Raw genomic sequence first — 16,363 nt, 5'->3', positions numbered from 1 at the left:
GACCATGACGATCAAGCCAGGCGAGATCGCCATCGTCGGCGCGGCCGAAAGCACGCGCATCGGCGCCGTGCCCGAGATGTCGCAGATCATGCTGCACGCCGACGCGGCGCTGAACGCGATGGCGGATGCGGGGCTCAAGCCCTCCGACATCGACGGCGTGGCCTGCGTCGGCCCGATGATGCCGCAGCAGATCGCGCATTACCTCGGCATCACGCCCAAGTGGGTTGATGGCACGGGCGTCGGCGGCTGCTCCTTCATGCTGCATGTCCGTCACGCCGCGGCGGCCATCCATGCGGGCTATGCCAAGACGATCCTCATCACCCATGGCGAGAGCGGCAAGTCGCGCATCAACGCGACCCCGCGCCCGCCCGAGCCGCAGAGCCTGAACGGGCAGTTCGAGGCGCCCTTCGGCCCGATGGGCCCGCCGACGCTCTTCCCCATTCCCGTGCTGCGCTACATGAAGGCGACAGGCACCACGCACGAGCATCTCGCGCAGGTCGCCGTGGTGCAGCGCGAATGGGCGGGGAAGAATCCGCGCGCGGCATTCCGCGATCCGATCACGGTCGCGGACGTGCTGAACAGCAAGATGATCGCCTACCCGTTCCGGCTGCTGCAATGCTGCCTGGTGACGGACGGCGGCGGCGCGCTGATCCTCACCTCCGCCGACCGCGCGAAGGATTTCCCGCAGAAGCCGGTCTACATCCTCGGCAGCGGCGAATCCGTCGAGACGACGATGGTCAGCCAGATGCAGGACTTCACCTCGTCCCGCGCCTTCCGCGTGGCGGGGCCGACGGCGATCGAGATGGCCGGCATCAAGCACAGCGATGTCGATCACCTGATGATCTACGACGCCTTCGCGCACCTGCCGCTCTACGGGCTGGAGGACCTCGGCTTCGTCAAGCGCGGCGAGGCGAAGGACTTCATCTGGGAAGGCAACACCCGACCGGGCGGCAAGCTGCCGCTGAATACGAACGGCGGCGGCCTGTCCTACACCCACACCGGCATGTACGGCATGTTCGCCTTGCAGGAGAGCGTGCGCCAGGTGCGTGGCATCGCGCCGGCGCAGGTGCCGGACGTGAAGGTCAGCCTTTGCCATGGTGTCGGCGGCATGTTCTCCGCTTCCGGCACCATCGTGATGTCGAACCAGCGGCCCTGAGCCGCGCCCCGGCCCCGCGGCAACGACCGCGGGGCCGGCACCCCATTTCCCTCGGGAGGAAACAAGAATGAAGATCACGACGACGCGCCGCGCCCTGCTGGCCGCCGGCGGCACCCTGCTTGCGGCGCCCGCGGTGGCACAGGCCGGCTTTCCCAACCGCTCCATCCGCCTGATCGTCCCCTGGCCGCCGGGCGGGTCCACCGACGGGCAATTGCGGGCACTGGCGGAGGTCGCCTCGCGCCATCTCGGCCAACCGGTGATCATCGAGAACCGCGGCGGCGCCGCCGGCACGCTCGGGGCGCAGATGATGGCGGCCGAGACGCGCGGCGACGGCTACCTGGTGGGCCAACTGCCCATCACCGCCTTCCGCTACCCGATGATGACCAGCCGGCCGACCTGGGATCCGCTGAAGGATTTCTCCTACATCATCCACCTGACCGGCTACCTGTTCGGCGTGGTGGTGAAGGCGGACAGCCCCTGGCAGAACTGGCAGCAGTTCCTCGACCACGCCAAGGCGAACCCGGGCAAGGTCGCCTATGGCTCGCCGGGCGTCGGGTCGTCGCTGCACATCACCATGGAACGCATCGCGGCCGAGAAGGGCATCGAGTTCCTGCACGTGCCGTTCCGTGGCGGCGCGGACAATGCGCAGTCGCTGCTCGGCGGTCAGACGCAGGCAATGGCGGATTCCACATCCTGGGGGCCGCTGGTGGATGGCGGGCAGTTCCGCCTGCTCGTCACCTGGGGCGCCGAGCGCGCCAAGCGCTACCCCAACGTGCCAACGCTGGTGGAGAGCGGGATCAACATCGTCTCCGCCTCCCCCTACGGCCTCGCGGGGCCGAAGGGCATCGACCCCGGCATCGTGCGGGTGCTGCACGACGCCTTCAAGGCGGCGCTGCATGACCCGGCGCATCTCGCCGTGCTCGAACGCTTCGACATGCCGGTGGTCTACAAGAACAGCGCGGACTACGTCGCCTCGGTCCGGCAGACGATCGAGGAGGAAGGCGCGATCATCCGGCGCCTCAACCTTCGCATCAACTGAGCCGGCAGAAACATCCGCCCGGGCCTTGGCGCCCGGGCGGCATCACAGGTTTGGCGCGCGACCGCCCCACCGACCCCGCGCGCAAAGACCCGCCGCACAAAGGTCGAGCCTTTGTGCTCCGAGTATCAGCCCTTGGGCAGATCGACCTTCCCGGTGTGGAGCTTGAGGCGCGAGAATTCCGGCGCCTCCTGCCCCGCATCGCGGAACGCCTTCTTCAGCGCCTGCATGTTGGGCGCGAAGATCGTCTCGCGGTTGGCGCTGACCCAATCCCGCGACTGCTGCGGCATGGTCAGCGAGCCCTGGAAGCGCGGCATCACCCAGCGGGCAAAGAGCTCGAAGGACCGCCACGTCGCTTCCCGGTCGGCCCATTCATGGGCACGGAACAGGATGCCGCCGGCGCCGCCATCGGTGAAGGAGAGCAGGCGCTCGATCCCCGCCGCGACCGTCTCCGGCGAGCCCACCAGCGTCGAGCCCATCGCCAGCCCGTCGCGCAGCGGGTCTTCCGACCGCATCGGCGGGCGGCCGAGCGTCTCGCTGAAATAGGTCAGCGTCTCCATCTGCTCGCCGATGCGCACGTCGCGGAGCGCGCGCTCGTCGTCCTCGGCGCAGTGCAGGTTCACCACCAGCCGCCACTTCGCGCGGTCCATGGTCTTGCCGTGCTTCGCGGCTTCCGCCTCGGCCATGCGCCACTGCTCGGCGAGCATCTTCGGCCCGCCAGCCAGCCCCGCGCCGAGCGAGAGCAGCCCCAGCCCATGCTTCGCCGCCGCCAGCGCGCCCGATGGCGTAGTGGAGGAAGCGACCGAGATCGGGAAGCAGGGTTCCGAATACGGCGCGAGATGCAGCCGCGCCTCGCGCAGCGTGAACCAGTCCGTCTCCATCGTGACCGGCTCCTCGCAGGCGAGGAGCCTGGTGATGGCGGTCAGGGATTCATCCATGCGCCGCCGCTGGTCGGCCGGATCGATCCCCATCATGTAGGCGTCGGAGACCAGCGCGCCCGGCCCGCAGCCTAGCATCACGCGCCCGCGCGTCATGTGGTCGAGCTGCACGAAGCGCTGCGCCACCAGCAGCGGATGGTGGTAGGGCAGGCTCGTCACGCCGGTGCCGAGGCGGATGTGCTTCGTCCGCTGCGCCACCGCGCCGATCATGATTTCTGGCGACGCGATGGTTTCCCAGCCCGCGGAATGGTGCTCGCCGATCCAGGCCTCGTCGTAGCCGAGGTGGTCGAGCCACTCGATCAGCGCCATGTCGCGCTCGAGCGCGAGCGTCGGGTTGTCGCCGACCCGATGGAAGGGCGCGAGGAAGATGCCGAAGCGCATGCGGCGCGGAGCCATGGACGTTCCCTTGTGTTGCTGTCGCGAACCCTGCCGCCGCGTCACATGGACGGCGGGTCGCCGGCGAGGAATTCCTCCCCGCCGTAATCGGCCTCGATGGGGAGGCGGAGGTAGCGGCCCTGCGGCGTGTCGCGCTGGATGGGCAGCACCGTGACAACCGGCCTGGCGCGCGCCGCGGCGAAGGCCTCGGCGAGAGAATTGCTGCGCGCGAGCTTGGTCAGGTTCATTCGCGTCGGGAAGACGATCTTCTTCGTGCCGGCCTCGGCTTCCGCCAGCGCGTCGCGCGGGCGGATCCAGACGCTGTCCACCGCCTCCCGCCCGTCATGCAGGGCGTCCTGGTCCCGGGGCGCGGCGGCGAGGAAGAAATGCGTGTCGAACCGCTTGGGCACCGGGACCGGCGTGATCCAGTGCGCGAAATGCGCCAGCATCGTGCAGTCCGGCACGAGGCCGCGGCCGGACAGCATGGCGGCGAACTCGCCTTCCGCCGCCCGCGGCCGGCCAGGGGAAGCGAGCAGCACGCCGCACTCCTCCCAGGTCTCGCGGATGGCAGCGATGCGGAATGCCTCATGCTCGTCGCCGCCGGCCAGAACGGTATCCGACGGCTCCACCCGCCCGCCCGGAAACACCAGCGCGCCGGAGGCGAAGTCGATCTGGTGGTGGCGCACCACCATGAAGACCTCGAGCCCCCCGGGCCCATCACGGAGCAGCAGGACGGTCGAGGCGGGACGGGCGGGAACTGGGCTGGGCATGCCGGCATTGCAGCGCGACCGCGCCGTCACCGCAAGGCACGTTGACGCGGCAGCCCCGGCACAGCAGCCTTGCAGGAAACGAGGGAGAGGAACGGCATGGTGCTTCTGGCGCGCTGGGCCCGGGAGACGCCGGACAAGGTGGCGGCGCATTTCCCGGATATCGGGAAAAGCATGACCTTCGATGCGCTCGACGCCCGCTCCAACCGCGCCGCGCAATGGCTGATCGCGCTGGGGCTCGAACCCGGCGACGGCATCGCCCTGCTGATGGACAACCGGCCGGAATTCATCGAACTCGCCTTCGCCTGCCGGCGGGCGGGGCTCTACTACACGCCGCTCTCGGTGCATCTGCGGCCGCAGGAAGTGGCCTACATGATGCGGGATGCGGCGGCGAAGGCGATCATCGTCTCGCCGGGCGTCGCGGACCTCGCCACCGCCCTGCTGCGGGAAGGCGCGGTCGGCGAGGTGCCTCGCTTCGCCGTCGGCGAAGGTGTGGACGGCTACCGATCCTATGACGAGGCGCTCTCCGCCCATCCGGCGCCGGCGCGGCTGCCCGAGCGGCCGGTCGGGCGGGAATTCCTCTATTCCTCCGGCACCACCGGCCTGCCCAAGGGCATCAAGCGCCCGATGGTGGCGTGGGAGAACCGCACCGCGCCGGAATGGGACATGACCTGGAAGTCGCTGTACGGCTTCGGTCCGGACACGGTCTATCTCTCGCCGGCGCCGCTCTACCACGCCGCGCCGCACACCTTCACCATCCGCCGTACCATCACCGAGGGTGGCACCGCCGTGGTGATGGCGAAGTTCGACCCGCTGCGCGCGCTCGAGATGATCGAGCGCTACCGCATCACCCATAGCCAGTGGGTGCCGACCATGTTCGTCCGCCTGCTCGCGCTGCCGGACGCGGACCGGACGCGCTTCGACCTTTCATCACACCGCTGCGCGATCCATGCCGCGGCACCCTGCCCGGTCGGCGTGAAGCAGCGGATGATGGAATGGTGGGGGCCGATCATCTGGGAATACTACGCGGGGTCCGAGAGCGTCGGCACGACCGTGATCTCGCCGCAGGACTGGCTCGCGCACCCGGGCACGGTGGGGCGGCCGGTCAATGGCGTGAAGCTGCACATCTGCGACGATGACGGCAACGAACTGCCGGTCGGCGAGGTCGGCCGCATCTGCTTCGAGGGCGCGCCGCGCTTCGACTACCACAACGCGCCGGAGAAGACCGCGGGCGCCTACAATGGGCGCGGCTGGGCATCGCTCGGCGATCTCGGGCGGGTGGACGAGGACGGCTTCCTGTTCCTCTCGGACCGGCGCGCGGACCTGATCCTGTCCGGCGGCGTGAACATCTACCCGGCGGAGATCGAGGCGGCGATCGCGCGCCATCCCGAGGTCGCCGAGGTCGCCGTCGTCGGCATCCCGAACGCGGATTTCGGCGAGCAGGTCCATGCCGCGATCGTCCCGCGCGACCCGCGCGCCGACACGCGCGCGCTGCAGGCGGCACTGGAAGCCCTGTGCAAGGACCAGCTCGCCGGCCCGAAGCGCCCGCGCTCCTGGGAATTCGTCGACGAACTCCCGCGCAGCGAGGCCGGCAAGCTGCTGCGCAGGATCCTGAAGGAACGCTACCTCAGCCCGTCCTGAGGCCGAGGCGCTCCACGCGCTGGCGCTCCATCGCGTAGGTTTCGAGCATGTTGCGCGCGTAGTCCTCGCTGTTGAGGTATTCGAGCGGCTGGTCGAGCCGGCGCAGCGTCGCGACATGCGCAGGGTCGAACAGCGCAGTGCGGAACCCGTCATGCAGCGCGCGGCGGATCTCCGGCTCGAGGCCGGCCGGCGCCACCAGCCCGTAGGGCGAGGTCACGGACATGCCGGCATAGCCGAGGTCGATCAGCGTCGGCACGTTCGGCCAGCGCGGGGAGCGTTCGCGCGACCAGACGTTCAGCATCCGCAGCTTGCCCTCGTCCACCAACTGGCCGACGCCGGAGCCGCCGGCGCCGCCCTCGATATGGCCGCCGAGCAGGGCGGGGACCATGTCGCCCTCCCCACGGAAGGGCACGTGGACGATTTCGACGCGCTCGCGCTCCGCGAGATCCACCAGCGTGAGGTGCGGCGTGCCGTTGGCGCCAGTGTTGCCGAGCCGCACCTGGCCGGGGCGGCGGCGCGCATCGGCCACCAGGTCCTGCCAGGTCCGGTAGGGGCTCTCCGCGCGCACGATGACGGTGAAGAGGTAGCCGGTCAGGTGCAGGATCGGCGTGAAATCCTTCGTCACGTCATAGGGCATGCGCTGCATGTGCGGCAGGCGCAGCGCCGGCAGCGTCATCTGCGCCACCATGTAGCCATCCGGCCGCGCCCGCGCGACGGCGGCGGCACCAAGAGTGCTGCCCGCGCCGGGCCGGTTTTCCACCAGCACGGTCTGGCCGAAGGCGCGGGTCGCCGCCTCGGCGAGGGAGCGCATCTGCACATCCGTCGCCCCGCCCGCCGGGAAGGGCACCAGGACGGTGATGGGCTTGTTGGGGAAGCGTTCCTGCGCGGCGGCGCCGCGGACGAATGGCGTGGCCAGCGCGGCACCGAGGGCCGCGCGGCGGGTGATGTCGTTCATTGTTGTCCTCCCTGTCGAATGGCCCGCGCGCTACAGCGTCCGCGAGATGATTTCCTTCATGATCTCCGAGCTGCCGCCGTAGATGCGCCCGACGCGGGCATCGGCCCAGGCGCGGCCGATCTCGTACTCGGCCATGTAGCCGTAGCCGCCATGCATCTGCAGGCAGTCGTCGAGCAGCCGGTTCTGCATCTCGGTGCCCAGCAGCTTCGCCGTCGCCGCCATGTCAATGGTGAGCTGGCCTTTCATGTGCAGCGCCAGGCAATGGTCGGCGAAGACGCGGAACATGACCGCGTTCGCCTTCTGCTCCGCCAGCTTGAAGCGGTTGTGCTGGAAGTCGAAGACCGTCTGCCCGAAGACCTTGCGGTCCTTGGCGTAGTCGATGGTCTTCTGCAGCATCACCTCCATCGACATCGCGGCACGGATGGCGATGACCAGGCGCTCCTGCGGCAGGTTCCTGATGAGGTAGGAGAAGCCCGAATTCTCCTCCCCCAGCAGGTTCTCCGCCGGGACGCGCACATCGTCGAAGAACAGTTCCGAGGTGTCGGCCGCGTGCATGCCGATCTTTTCGAGGTTGCGGCCCTTGGTGAAGCCCTTGGTGCCTTCCTCGACGCAGATCAGGCTGATGCCCTTCCGCCCCGCGCCGGGATCGGTCTTGCAGACCACGATCACCAGGCCGCAGTTCTGGCCGTTGGAGATGAAGGTCTTCGACCCGTTGATGATCCAGTCGGACCCGTCCCGCCGTGCTGTCGTGCGCACCGCCTTGAGGTCGGACCCCATGCCCGGTTCGGTCATGGCGATGGCCGTGATGATCTCGCCGGAAGCCATGCGCGGCAGCCATTCGCGCTTCTTCTCGGGGCGCGCGAATTCCTCGACGTAGGGAACGACGATGTCGGAATGCAGCGGGAAGCCGATGCCGGAGGCGTTGGTGCGCGCGATCTCCTCGATGATCACGGCGGCGTAGCCGAAATCGGCGCCGGCGCCGCCGTATTCCTCGGACATCACGGGGCAGAGCAGGCCCTCGGCGCCGGCCTTGCGCCACACCTCGCGCGGGACGATCTCGGCGCGTTCCCATTCGCGGTGATAGGGCACGATCTCGCGCTCGAAGAAGCGCCGCACCTGGGTGCGGAAGATCTCGTGATCGGCGTTGAAGACGCTGCGCGCGCCGGCCGCGCCCGGGGTGGCGGTGTCCATGGACGGTTCCTCGTTGCGTTGCGCCAAGCCTAGCAAGCCGCCGGCGGCGCTGTCAGCCGCCGGTGCGCAGGGCCGCGATCTCCGTGGGCGTGAAGCCCCAATCGGTGAGCGCCGCCTCCCCGCCTGCGCCGCGCAGCGGTGCCGGCGCCGGTTCGGCCGGCGGCGTGCGGGAGAAGCGCGGGCTCGGCGCCGGCTGCATCCCGCCGTCGCGCGCGAAGAAGGTGCCGCGCGCGGCGTTGTGCGGGTGGCGCGGCGCTTCCTCGAGGTCCAGAACCGGCGCGACGCAGGCATCCGTGCCGTCGAAGACCTGCGCCCAATGGTCACGCGGGTGGCGGCGGAAGATCTCGGTGAATTCCGCCTTGATGGTGGGCCAGCGGGCGGGGTCGTCGCGGTCCGCGAAGCGCGCGGGATCGAGCCCGAGCCCCTTCAGCAGCAGCGCGAAGAACTGCGGTTCCAGCGCGCCCACCGCGACGTATTTCCCGTCCGCGCATTCATAGGTGTCGTAGAAGGGGCAGCCGCCATCGAGCCGGTTGCTCTCCCGCGCGTTCTTCCAGCGCCCCTGCCCGAGCAATCCGAAGAAGGTGCCCATCAACGTGGCGGAGCCGTCCGTCATCGCGGCGTCCACGACCTGGCCGCGGCCGCTGCGGTTCGCCTCGAACAGCGCCGCCATGATGCCATAGGCGAGCAGCATCCCGCCGCCGCCGAAATCGCCCACGAGGTTGAGCGGCGGCACCGGACGTTCGCCCGCCCGCCCCATCGACCACAGCGCGCCGGTCAGCGCGATGTAGGTGATGTCGTGGCCCGCCACCGGCGCCATGGGCCCGTCCTGGCCCCAGCCGGTCATGCGGCCAAAGACGAGGCGCGGATTGCGTGCGTGACACGCCTCCGGCCCGAGGCCGAGGCGCTCCATCACGCCCGGGCGGAAGCCTTCCACCAGCACGTCGGCGCGCTCCACCAGGCGCAGCAACGTCTCGACCGCCGCGGGCTTCTTCAGGTCGAGCGCCAGGCTGCGCCGCCCACGCCCGAGGACATCCGCCGGATTGCCCGGCGGACCATCCGGGCGGTCGATGCGCAGCACCTCGGCGCCGAGGTCGGCCAGCATCGTGCAACAGAAGGGGCCGGGCCCGATGCCGGCGATCTCCAGGACGCGAAGGCCGTGCAGCGGACCCGGCATGGCTCAGCGTCCCTCGAAGCGCGGGGCGCGCTTCTCGCGGAAGGCGGCCTTGCCCTCGGCGAAGTCGGCCGAGCCCCGGATCGCCGCCATGCGCTGGCCGTGGATCGCCATCTGCTCGGACGGGCCGCGGGGGATGATCTCCTCCGTCACCATGCGCTTGATCTCGCCGAGCACCATCGGCGCCATGCCGTCCAGTTCCAGCGCCCATTCCTTCGCCTTGGCGAGCGCCTGGCCTTCCGGCACCACTTCGTTCACCAGGCCGACGCGCTCGGCGCGATCGGCATCGATGGTGCGGCAGAGCAGCATGATCTCCATCGCGATCTTGTGCGGGATGCGGGAGACGAGGCCCGCGATCATGCCGCCCGTCAGGCCGAGCTTGGCCTCCGGGTAGTAGAACTTCGCGGTCGAGCCGCAGACCATCAGGTCGCACATCATCGCGAGCACGATGCCGCCGCCGACGCACCAGCCCTCGACCGCGCAGATCACCGGCTTGAGCGGGCGGTAGCCGACAGTCGGGATTGCGCGCCACAGCTCGGGCGGGTCGGCGACGTCTGCGCCGAAGGTGAAGGCGCGCGTGCCGGTCGCGGTGATGATGGCGACGTGCAGGTCGTCGCGCCGCTCGAATTCCTTCATCACGACCTGGACCTGTTCGGCCATCGGCTTGCTGATCGCATTGCCCTTGGCCGGGTTGTTCAGCGTCACGATGCGGATCGGACCCTCGTCCGTGACAGTCACCAGTTCCACGTCAGTTCACCCCTGCTCCAGTGCGGCGCATGGTTGCGCCAAGGATCTCCCGGTTCCGCCGGATGCGGTCGGCGAAGGTCTCGCCGGTTTCGAAGGTCATGACGCGCGCGATGGGCAGGGGCCGGCCCGGCTTCCTCCACGCCCGTCTCCATCCGCGGGTTCCGGTCGAACGCTAAGCCAGTCTCCGCGGCCCGTCAGCCCACCGGATCGGCGCGGAAGCCATTCCCCCATCGTGACAGCCGCCCGCGCGAAGGCGAGGGGAAATGCGCGAAGCAGAGCAGGGTGCGGGCCTCGCACGCACATTCCAGCACGCGCCGTCGCGTCGTCGCCGCGAGCGCCGGATCCCAGTCCGCCGCCATGGAGATGTGCGGGTAGCGCGCCTGCAAGGGCGAATGGATCAGGTCCCCGGTGAACAGGGCCTCCCGGTCCCCCTTGCCGACGCGCAGCGCGACGTGGTGCGGGGTGTGGCCCGGCGTCGGCTCCAGGCGGATGTCGTCGGCGATGGCGTGGTCGTCGGCGACCATCACCGCACGCCCGGCCTCGACCACCGGCAGGACGGAATCCGCGAAGGGCAGCACCGGCGCCTTGGCGTTCTCGGCGTTCCAGTAGGCGAATTCCTGCGCCGAGAAGACGTAGCGCGCCTTCGGGAAGGTCGGCACCCAGCGTCCGTTCTCGAGCCGCGTGTTCCAGCCGACGTGATCCACATGCATGTGCGTGCACATCACGATGTCGATATCGTCCACCGTGAGCCCGAGCGCGGCGAGGCCGCGCATGTAGGCGTCTCCGCGCTGGCGGTGCCAGAAGGCGCGCGTCGGCCTTTCCTTGTCGTTGCCGACGCAGGTATCGACCAGGATGGTGTGGTGCCTCGTGCGCACCACCCAGGACTGGATGCAGAGGACCAGCTTGCCGGTCACGGGATCGAGCGCGGCCGGCTCCAGCCAGGACCGGTTCTCCTCCAGCGCCTCCTTCGTCAGCGTCGGGAAGAAGGTGAGCGGATCGAAGAGCGGCGACTCACCCTCGATGATCCGCTGGATGGTGATGTCGCCCAATGCGAAGCCGCCGGTCATCCGCCGTTCCCCTTCCCTATCGCGCCTCGTGGTCGCGCGGCGCGCGCAGCAGCACGAGGCCGACCACCAGCGCCGGCAGGCCGCAGGCGGCGAAGCCGTAGCCGTGGTTGCCGGTCAGCACCAGCACGCCCGAATAGACCAACGGCAGCAGCAGCCCGCCCAACTGGCCGAAGGACAGCACGCCGCCGGTCGCGGCACCCCGCTGCCCGGGCGCGGCGAGCCGCGCCGCCTCCGCCAGCAGCACGCCGTGCCAGGACATGACGGTAGCGCTCAGCACCGTCGCCACCACGCCGATCAGCAGCAGCGGCCAGGATGGGCCGAGCAGCCCCATCGCCGCCGCGCCCCCCGCCATGCCGAGGGCGAGCCAGCACATCACCACGGTCGGATCCACCCGCCCGCTGCCGAGCCAGCCCCAGAAGATGCGCCCCGGCACCGCGATGACCATCGCGACCGAGAAGACGAGGCCCGCCGCCGCCAGCCCATGCCCGAGTTCCGTCAGCGCGACCACGAAGTAGGAGGTGAAGACCGTCTGCAGCCCGTTATAGGCGAAGCAGGCGAAGGCGAGGCGCCGCAGCGCGGGCACGCCGATGACGCCGGTGATCGTCGTGTGGAAATCCGACAGCCGGAAGGCCTGGCTCGGCACGCGGTCGGAATCGAACTCCGCGCGCAGCGGCTCCAGCATGGCCGCGAAGACCAGGCAGGCGACGGCGGCGGTGAGCAGCGCGCCACGCCAGCCCGTCAGCCCCGTCAGCCACGGCCCGAGGATGCCGGCGATGAGCAGCCCCGCCGGCACCGCCGTCTGCTTCACCGAAAAGACCAGCGGCGCCTGCCGCGGCGGTGAATATCGCCCGAGCAGGTGCGAGCTGGCCGGCGTGGACATCGCCGCAGCCCCGCCGCCGATGACGCCGGAGACGAGGAACAGCACCACCGGCCCCGCCGTCGCGATCGCCATGCCGAGGCCGAGCATCACCAGCGCCACCTGGCTCATGCGCATCGCGCCGTAGCGCAGGATGAAACTGCCGCAGCCGAGCTGGAACAGCAGCGCCGACATCGCTGCGGCGGCGACATAGATCCCGAGCCAGGCGGGATCGAGCGCCAGGTCCTCGAGGATAGCGGGCGCGATGATCGGCGGCAGGGAACGGCCCAGCGTCGCGAAGGTCTGCTGGAGGAACATCGCACCGAGCACGATCAACAGGAGTTTCGTTGGTCGGTCTGCGGGCATGTCGTTCCGTCTTGGAGTTCCTCGCGGCGGCGCGGGCACCGTCGCCCATCCACGATAGGCGCATGCTGCGGGGACTGCGAAGCCCCTGCATCCCGTTCAGCGCGCCGGCGCCATGCAGGGTGCGCGGACCAAGGCGATCGACAACACCGGCACCTCGCCGCCGACGCTGACGCCGCGGCGGCCGGAGAACCGAGCACGGCGCCATCGGATCCTCGTCGTGGCCGTCGGGCGTTCGCGCGGCAGCGCGGCCTTGATCCTGGACAATCCACGCCGCGGACGGCTTGCGGCATACTGGCTTTCCCACCCCACTGCCGAGATCTCACCTTCATGCGCCGATACCTTCTGCTCTCCTGGGTCCTTGCCGGTCTCGTCGCGGGTGGCGCGGCCCACCTGCTGGGCCGGCCGGACCTGGCGCCCTGGCTCTGGTCCGCCGCCGCCCTGCCGGTCGCCGCGCATGTCGGGCTGGGGCTGGTGCGTTCGCTGCTCGGCGGCCGGGTGGGCGTGGATGCAGTGGCGCTCTTCGCCATCCTTGGCGCCGTCGTGCTGGGCGAGGAAGCCGCGGCCGCCGTCATCGGCCTGATGGTCGCGGGCGGGGAGGCGCTGGAAGCCTGGGCCGAGGGCCGCGCGACGCGGGCGCTGACCGACCTCATGGCCCGCGCGCCCCGTCGCGCCGCGCGCATCGACGGGGAGGCGATCGAGGAGATCGACGTCGCCGCCATCCGCCCCGGCGACCTGCTGCTCGTCCGCCCGGGTGAGACCGTGCCGGCCGACGGCACGCTCGACGACATTTCCGCGACGCTGGACGAGAGCATGCTGACCGGCGAACCCCTGCCGGTCGATTTCCGCGCCGGCGCGGTGCTGCGCAGCGGCGGCGTCAATGCCGGCCCAGCCTTCCGCATGCGCGCGACGCACGGCTCCGAGGACAGCACCTACGCCGCCATCCTGCGCCTGACACAGGAAGCCGCGGTGGCGCGCGCGCCGCTCGCGCGGCTGGCGGACCAGTGGGCGGTGGGCTTCGTCGCCTTCACCGCCGTGCTCGCCGGCGGGGCCTGGGCGGTGACGGGCGATCCGCTGCGCGCGCTCGCGGTGCTGGTGGTCGCCACCCCCTGCCCGCTGATCCTCGCCGCGCCGGTCGCGCTGGTCGCCGGCATCGGGCGCGCCGCGCGGCGCGGCATCGTCGTGAAGGGCGGCGGCGCGCTGGAACGGCTGGCGCGCATCCGCACCGTCCTGTTCGACAAGACCGGCACGCTGACGCCAGGCCATCCGCGCCTGGCGGCCGTGGATGCCGACCCCGCGCTCGGCCGCGAGGAGGCGCTGCGCCTCGCCGGCGCGCTGGCCCAGGGTTCGACGCATCCGGTGTCCGCCGCGCTGGTGCGTGCGGCCACCGCGCGCGGCGTCGCACTGCCCGTCCCCGAGACGGTCGCCGAGGTGCCCGGCGGCGGCGTCACCGGCATGGTCGAAGGCAAGACCCTGATGCTCGGCGCCGAGGGCTTCCTCCACGCCGCCGGCATCGATCCGCAATCGGGCTTCAGCATCGCCGCGCAGGTTTCCGCGGCAGCGGGATCGGTTGCCTGGCTGGCAGTGGACGGGGTCCCCTCGGCCGCCTTCGTCATGGCCGACGGGCTGCGGCAGGAAGCGCCGCGCACGGTGCGGCGGCTGCGCGCGCTGGGCGTGCGGCGGGTCGTGCTGGTCACGGGGGACCGTGCGGCGGCAGCGGCGCCGCTCGGGCGCGCGCTGCGGCTCAACGAGGTCTTTTCGCACCAGACGCCGGCCGACAAGATCGCGGTGGTGCGCGCCGAGGCAGCCGCCGCGCCGACCGCGATGGTCGGCGACGGCGTGAACGACGCCCCGGCGCTGGCCGCCGCCGATGTCGGCATCGCCATGGGTGCGGCCGGCACCGCCGCCGCCGCCGAGGCGGGCGACGTCGTGCTCCTGGTGGACCGCGTGGACCGCGTGGCCGAGGCCATCGCCATCGCGCGCCGCTCCCGCCGCGTCGCGCTGCAGGCCATCGCGCTCGGCATGGGCATGTCCGGCGTGGCGATGATCGTCGCGGCGCTGGGCGGCCTGACGCCGCTGGCCGGCGCGCTGGTGCAGGAGGCGATCGACGTCTTCGCCATCCTCTACGCCCTGAGCGCCCTGCGCCCCGGCGCCGAGGAACAGGTCCCCGACAGCCTGCCCGCCGAGGCCGGGCTCGACGAGCGCTACCATGAGCATGCAGGCCTGCGGCAACTTGCCGAGGCGCTGCGCGACGCTGGCGAGGCGATCGACGCCACGCCCTCGGCCGCGGCGGAACTCGCCGCCGTCGAGGAGAGGTTGCGCACCGAACTCCTGCCCCACCAGCACGAGGAGGAGCGCGCCCTCTACCCCGAGGCGGCGCGGCGCCTGGGTGGCCAGGACCCGATGGCGCCGCTGATCCGCATGCATGCGGAGATCGAGGCGCTGGCGGACCGCGTGGCGGTCCTGATGGGCCTCGCCACCAAGGATGGAAGCTGGGAGGCGACGGCGCCGGAACTGCGCCGCACCCTCTTCGCGCTCGAGGCGCTGCTGCGCCTGCACCTGACGATGGAGGAAGAGATGCTGGCGGATTTCCGGGGCGCGCAGTCCGCCGCACACCCGTAGCCGCGTTGCCCCCCTCAGCCGCCGCCGAGGCGCCGGCGATAGAGGGCGATCAGCCTTTCCCAGTGCCGCTCCGCCGCCGGCCTGTCGAAGCACCAGCGTTGCGGGAAGGCGAAGCCGTGGTGGACGCCGGGGTGGACCTCGACTTCGCCCTCCGCGCCGGATGCTTCGAACAGGCGCCGCAGTTCCTCGACCATCGGCAGGGGGGCGAGTTCGTCGTGCTCGGCGCAGGAGATGTAGAGTTCCGCCCTGCCCTTCCCGAGGGTGAGGTGCGGGCTCTCCTCCGCCTCGCTCACCAGCCAGGTGCCGTAGAAGGAGGCCGCGGCGGCGATGCGCCCCGGGTAGCGCACGGCGGCGGCGAGCGCGTAGGGGCCGCTCATGCAGTAGCCATGCGCGCCGACGGGGCCCGGCTTCGCGATGCCCTCGCGGTCGAGGTAGGCGAGCATCGCAGCGACGTCCTCCATCACCGGCGGGATGGTCATCCTGGTGCGGATGGCGCGCATGCGCTCGCGTTCGGGGTCGCCCTGGGTCATCACGCCGGGACCGAACTTCGTGTCGCGCCCGGCGCGGTAGTAGAGATTCGGCAGCAGCACGCAGAAGCCCACCGTCGCGAGGCGGCGCGCCATGTCGTGCAGTTCCTCCCGGATGCCCGGCGCGTCCATCAGCATCAGCACGGCGGGGCATGGGCCGCCGCGTTCGGGGCGGACGATGAAGGTCTCCATCGCGCCGTCGCGCGTCGGGATGTCCTGCGTGGTCTCGATCATCGGCGGTTCCTCCGCCCCGGACGCTAGCCGTGGTCTGGACGGATGGCGATGGGCGCAGGAAAGTCGCGCGCCGCATCGGAGGAATCCACAACCATGAAGCTCACCCTTTCGCCCGCCAGCCCCTATGTCCGGAAGGCCCGTGCCTGCGCGATCAAGCGCGGCATCGACGGGCGCATCGCGATGTGGACCGTCCCGACCACGGATCCGTCTCTGGCCGCGGTGAACCCGCTATCGAAGATCCCGACGCTGATCACCGATGACGGGATGGCGCTCTACGACAGCCCGGTGATCTGCGAGTATCTCGACAGCATCGGGGATGCGCCGAAGCTCTTCCCGGCCGAAGGCCCGGCCCGCTGGAAGGCGATCACGCTGGCGGCGCTCGGCGACGGCATCCTCGACGCCACCCAGCCGCGCCGGCGCGAGGTCGCGCTGCCGCAGGACGAAGGGCGCAAGTCCTACATCGAGTTGCAGCAGGGCAAGGTGACGCGCGCGCTCGACGCGCTGGAGGCCCAGGCCGACAGCCTCGGCATGCTCGACACCATCGGCGAGATCACGGTCGCCTGCGCGCTGGGCTACCTCGACTTCCGCTATCCGAACGAGCCCTGGCGGCCCGGCCATCCGAAGCTCGAGGCCTGGTACGCGAAGGTGGTGGCGCTGCCGCCGATGGCGCGCACCATGCCGCCGGCGGCCTGATCCGCGCCAGGCAGGAAGGGCCGG

14 protein-coding genes are annotated in these 16,363 nt (G+C 70.8%); 5 read left to right on the top strand and 9 right to left on the bottom strand.

The genetic code is table 11. The features are described from left to right. Positions 1-4 precede the first annotated feature (4 nt). Both GXW76_RS09680 and GXW76_RS09675 read left to right on the top strand, forming a co-directional pair. The gene (locus tag GXW76_RS09680) at positions 5-1,156 is read left to right on the top strand and encodes a thiolase C-terminal domain-containing protein (RefSeq protein WP_211861809.1); all 1,152 of its coding nucleotides are present in this window, start codon (positions 5-7) and stop codon (positions 1,154-1,156) included. Positions 1,157-1,223: 67 nt separating this feature from the next. Further along, positions 1,224-2,195, top strand: a complete 972-nt coding sequence (locus GXW76_RS09675) for a Bug family tripartite tricarboxylate transporter substrate binding protein (protein ID WP_211861808.1) — start codon at positions 1,224-1,226, stop codon at positions 2,193-2,195. Positions 2,196-2,320: 125 nt separating this feature from the next. Here GXW76_RS09675 and GXW76_RS09670 read toward each other — a convergent pair whose 3' ends face one another. Then, positions 2,321-3,526 (bottom strand): LLM class flavin-dependent oxidoreductase, encoded by a 1,206-nt coding sequence (locus tag GXW76_RS09670; protein WP_211861807.1) that lies wholly within the window; start codon positions 3,524-3,526, stop codon positions 2,321-2,323. A 41-nt stretch (positions 3,527-3,567) separates the two neighbouring features. After that, positions 3,568-4,275, bottom strand: coding sequence for an NUDIX hydrolase (locus tag GXW76_RS09665; RefSeq protein ID WP_211861806.1), 708 nt, complete (start codon positions 4,273-4,275; stop codon positions 3,568-3,570). Between the two features lie 96 nt (positions 4,276-4,371). Here GXW76_RS09665 and GXW76_RS09660 point away from each other — a divergent pair, with 96 nt between their 5' ends. Further along, positions 4,372-5,913: an AMP-binding protein gene (locus GXW76_RS09660; protein WP_211861805.1), complete on the top strand. Its 1,542-nt coding sequence runs from the start codon at positions 4,372-4,374 to the stop codon at positions 5,911-5,913. On the opposite strand, the gene GXW76_RS09655 is transcribed toward GXW76_RS09660, so the two are convergent. From GXW76_RS09655 to GXW76_RS09630, 6 genes are all read right to left on the bottom strand, one after another. Next, the gene (locus tag GXW76_RS09655; protein WP_211861804.1) at positions 5,900-6,868 is read right to left on the bottom strand and encodes a tripartite tricarboxylate transporter substrate binding protein; all 969 of its coding nucleotides are present in this window, start codon (positions 6,866-6,868) and stop codon (positions 5,900-5,902) included. The two genes, GXW76_RS09660 and GXW76_RS09655, sit on opposite strands and share 14 nt — an antisense overlap. A gap of 30 nt (positions 6,869-6,898) precedes the next feature. Next, on the bottom strand, positions 6,899-8,059 hold the full coding sequence (locus GXW76_RS09650) for an acyl-CoA dehydrogenase family protein (protein WP_211861803.1): 1,161 nt from the start codon (positions 8,057-8,059) through the stop codon (positions 6,899-6,901). 52 nt (positions 8,060-8,111) lie between these two features. Further along, entirely contained in the window at positions 8,112-9,233 is a 1,122-nt protein-coding gene (locus tag GXW76_RS09645) for a CaiB/BaiF CoA transferase family protein (RefSeq protein WP_211861802.1), read from the bottom strand. 3 nt (positions 9,234-9,236) lie between these two features. Further along, entirely contained in the window at positions 9,237-9,977 is a 741-nt protein-coding gene (locus GXW76_RS09640) for an enoyl-CoA hydratase/isomerase family protein (RefSeq protein WP_211861801.1), read from the bottom strand. Between the two features lie 194 nt (positions 9,978-10,171). Further along, positions 10,172-11,044 carry an MBL fold metallo-hydrolase gene (locus tag GXW76_RS09635; protein WP_211861800.1) on the bottom strand — a complete coding sequence of 291 codons (873 nt, stop codon included), beginning with the start codon at positions 11,042-11,044 and terminating at the stop codon, positions 10,172-10,174. Between the two features lie 16 nt (positions 11,045-11,060). After that, positions 11,061-12,230, bottom strand: a complete 1,170-nt coding sequence (locus tag GXW76_RS09630) for an MFS transporter (RefSeq protein ID WP_338150926.1) — start codon at positions 12,228-12,230, stop codon at positions 11,061-11,063. 363 nt (positions 12,231-12,593) lie between these two features. Between GXW76_RS09630 and GXW76_RS09625 the strand changes: the two genes are divergently transcribed. Then, a complete protein-coding gene (locus tag GXW76_RS09625) occupies positions 12,594-14,885 on the top strand; it encodes a heavy metal translocating P-type ATPase (RefSeq protein ID WP_211861798.1) in 2,292 nt (763 codons plus the stop codon). Between the two features lie 14 nt (positions 14,886-14,899). Here GXW76_RS09625 and GXW76_RS09620 read toward each other — a convergent pair whose 3' ends face one another. Continuing rightward, positions 14,900-15,646, bottom strand: coding sequence for a dienelactone hydrolase family protein (locus GXW76_RS09620; RefSeq protein WP_211861797.1), 747 nt, complete (start codon positions 15,644-15,646; stop codon positions 14,900-14,902). A gap of 93 nt (positions 15,647-15,739) precedes the next feature. Here GXW76_RS09620 and GXW76_RS09615 point away from each other — a divergent pair, with 93 nt between their 5' ends. After that, positions 15,740-16,339 (top strand): glutathione S-transferase N-terminal domain-containing protein, encoded by a 600-nt coding sequence (locus GXW76_RS09615; RefSeq protein WP_211861796.1) that lies wholly within the window; start codon positions 15,740-15,742, stop codon positions 16,337-16,339. Positions 16,340-16,363: the final 24 nt, after the last annotated feature.

Origin of the sequence: Neoroseomonas soli, from assembly GCF_018129065.1 — a bacterium.
Classification (GTDB): domain Bacteria; phylum Pseudomonadota; class Alphaproteobacteria; order Acetobacterales; family Acetobacteraceae; genus Neoroseomonas; species Neoroseomonas soli.
The sequence above is the reverse complement of the archived record's forward strand: the minus strand, read 5'-3'. Positions and strand labels throughout refer to the sequence as shown.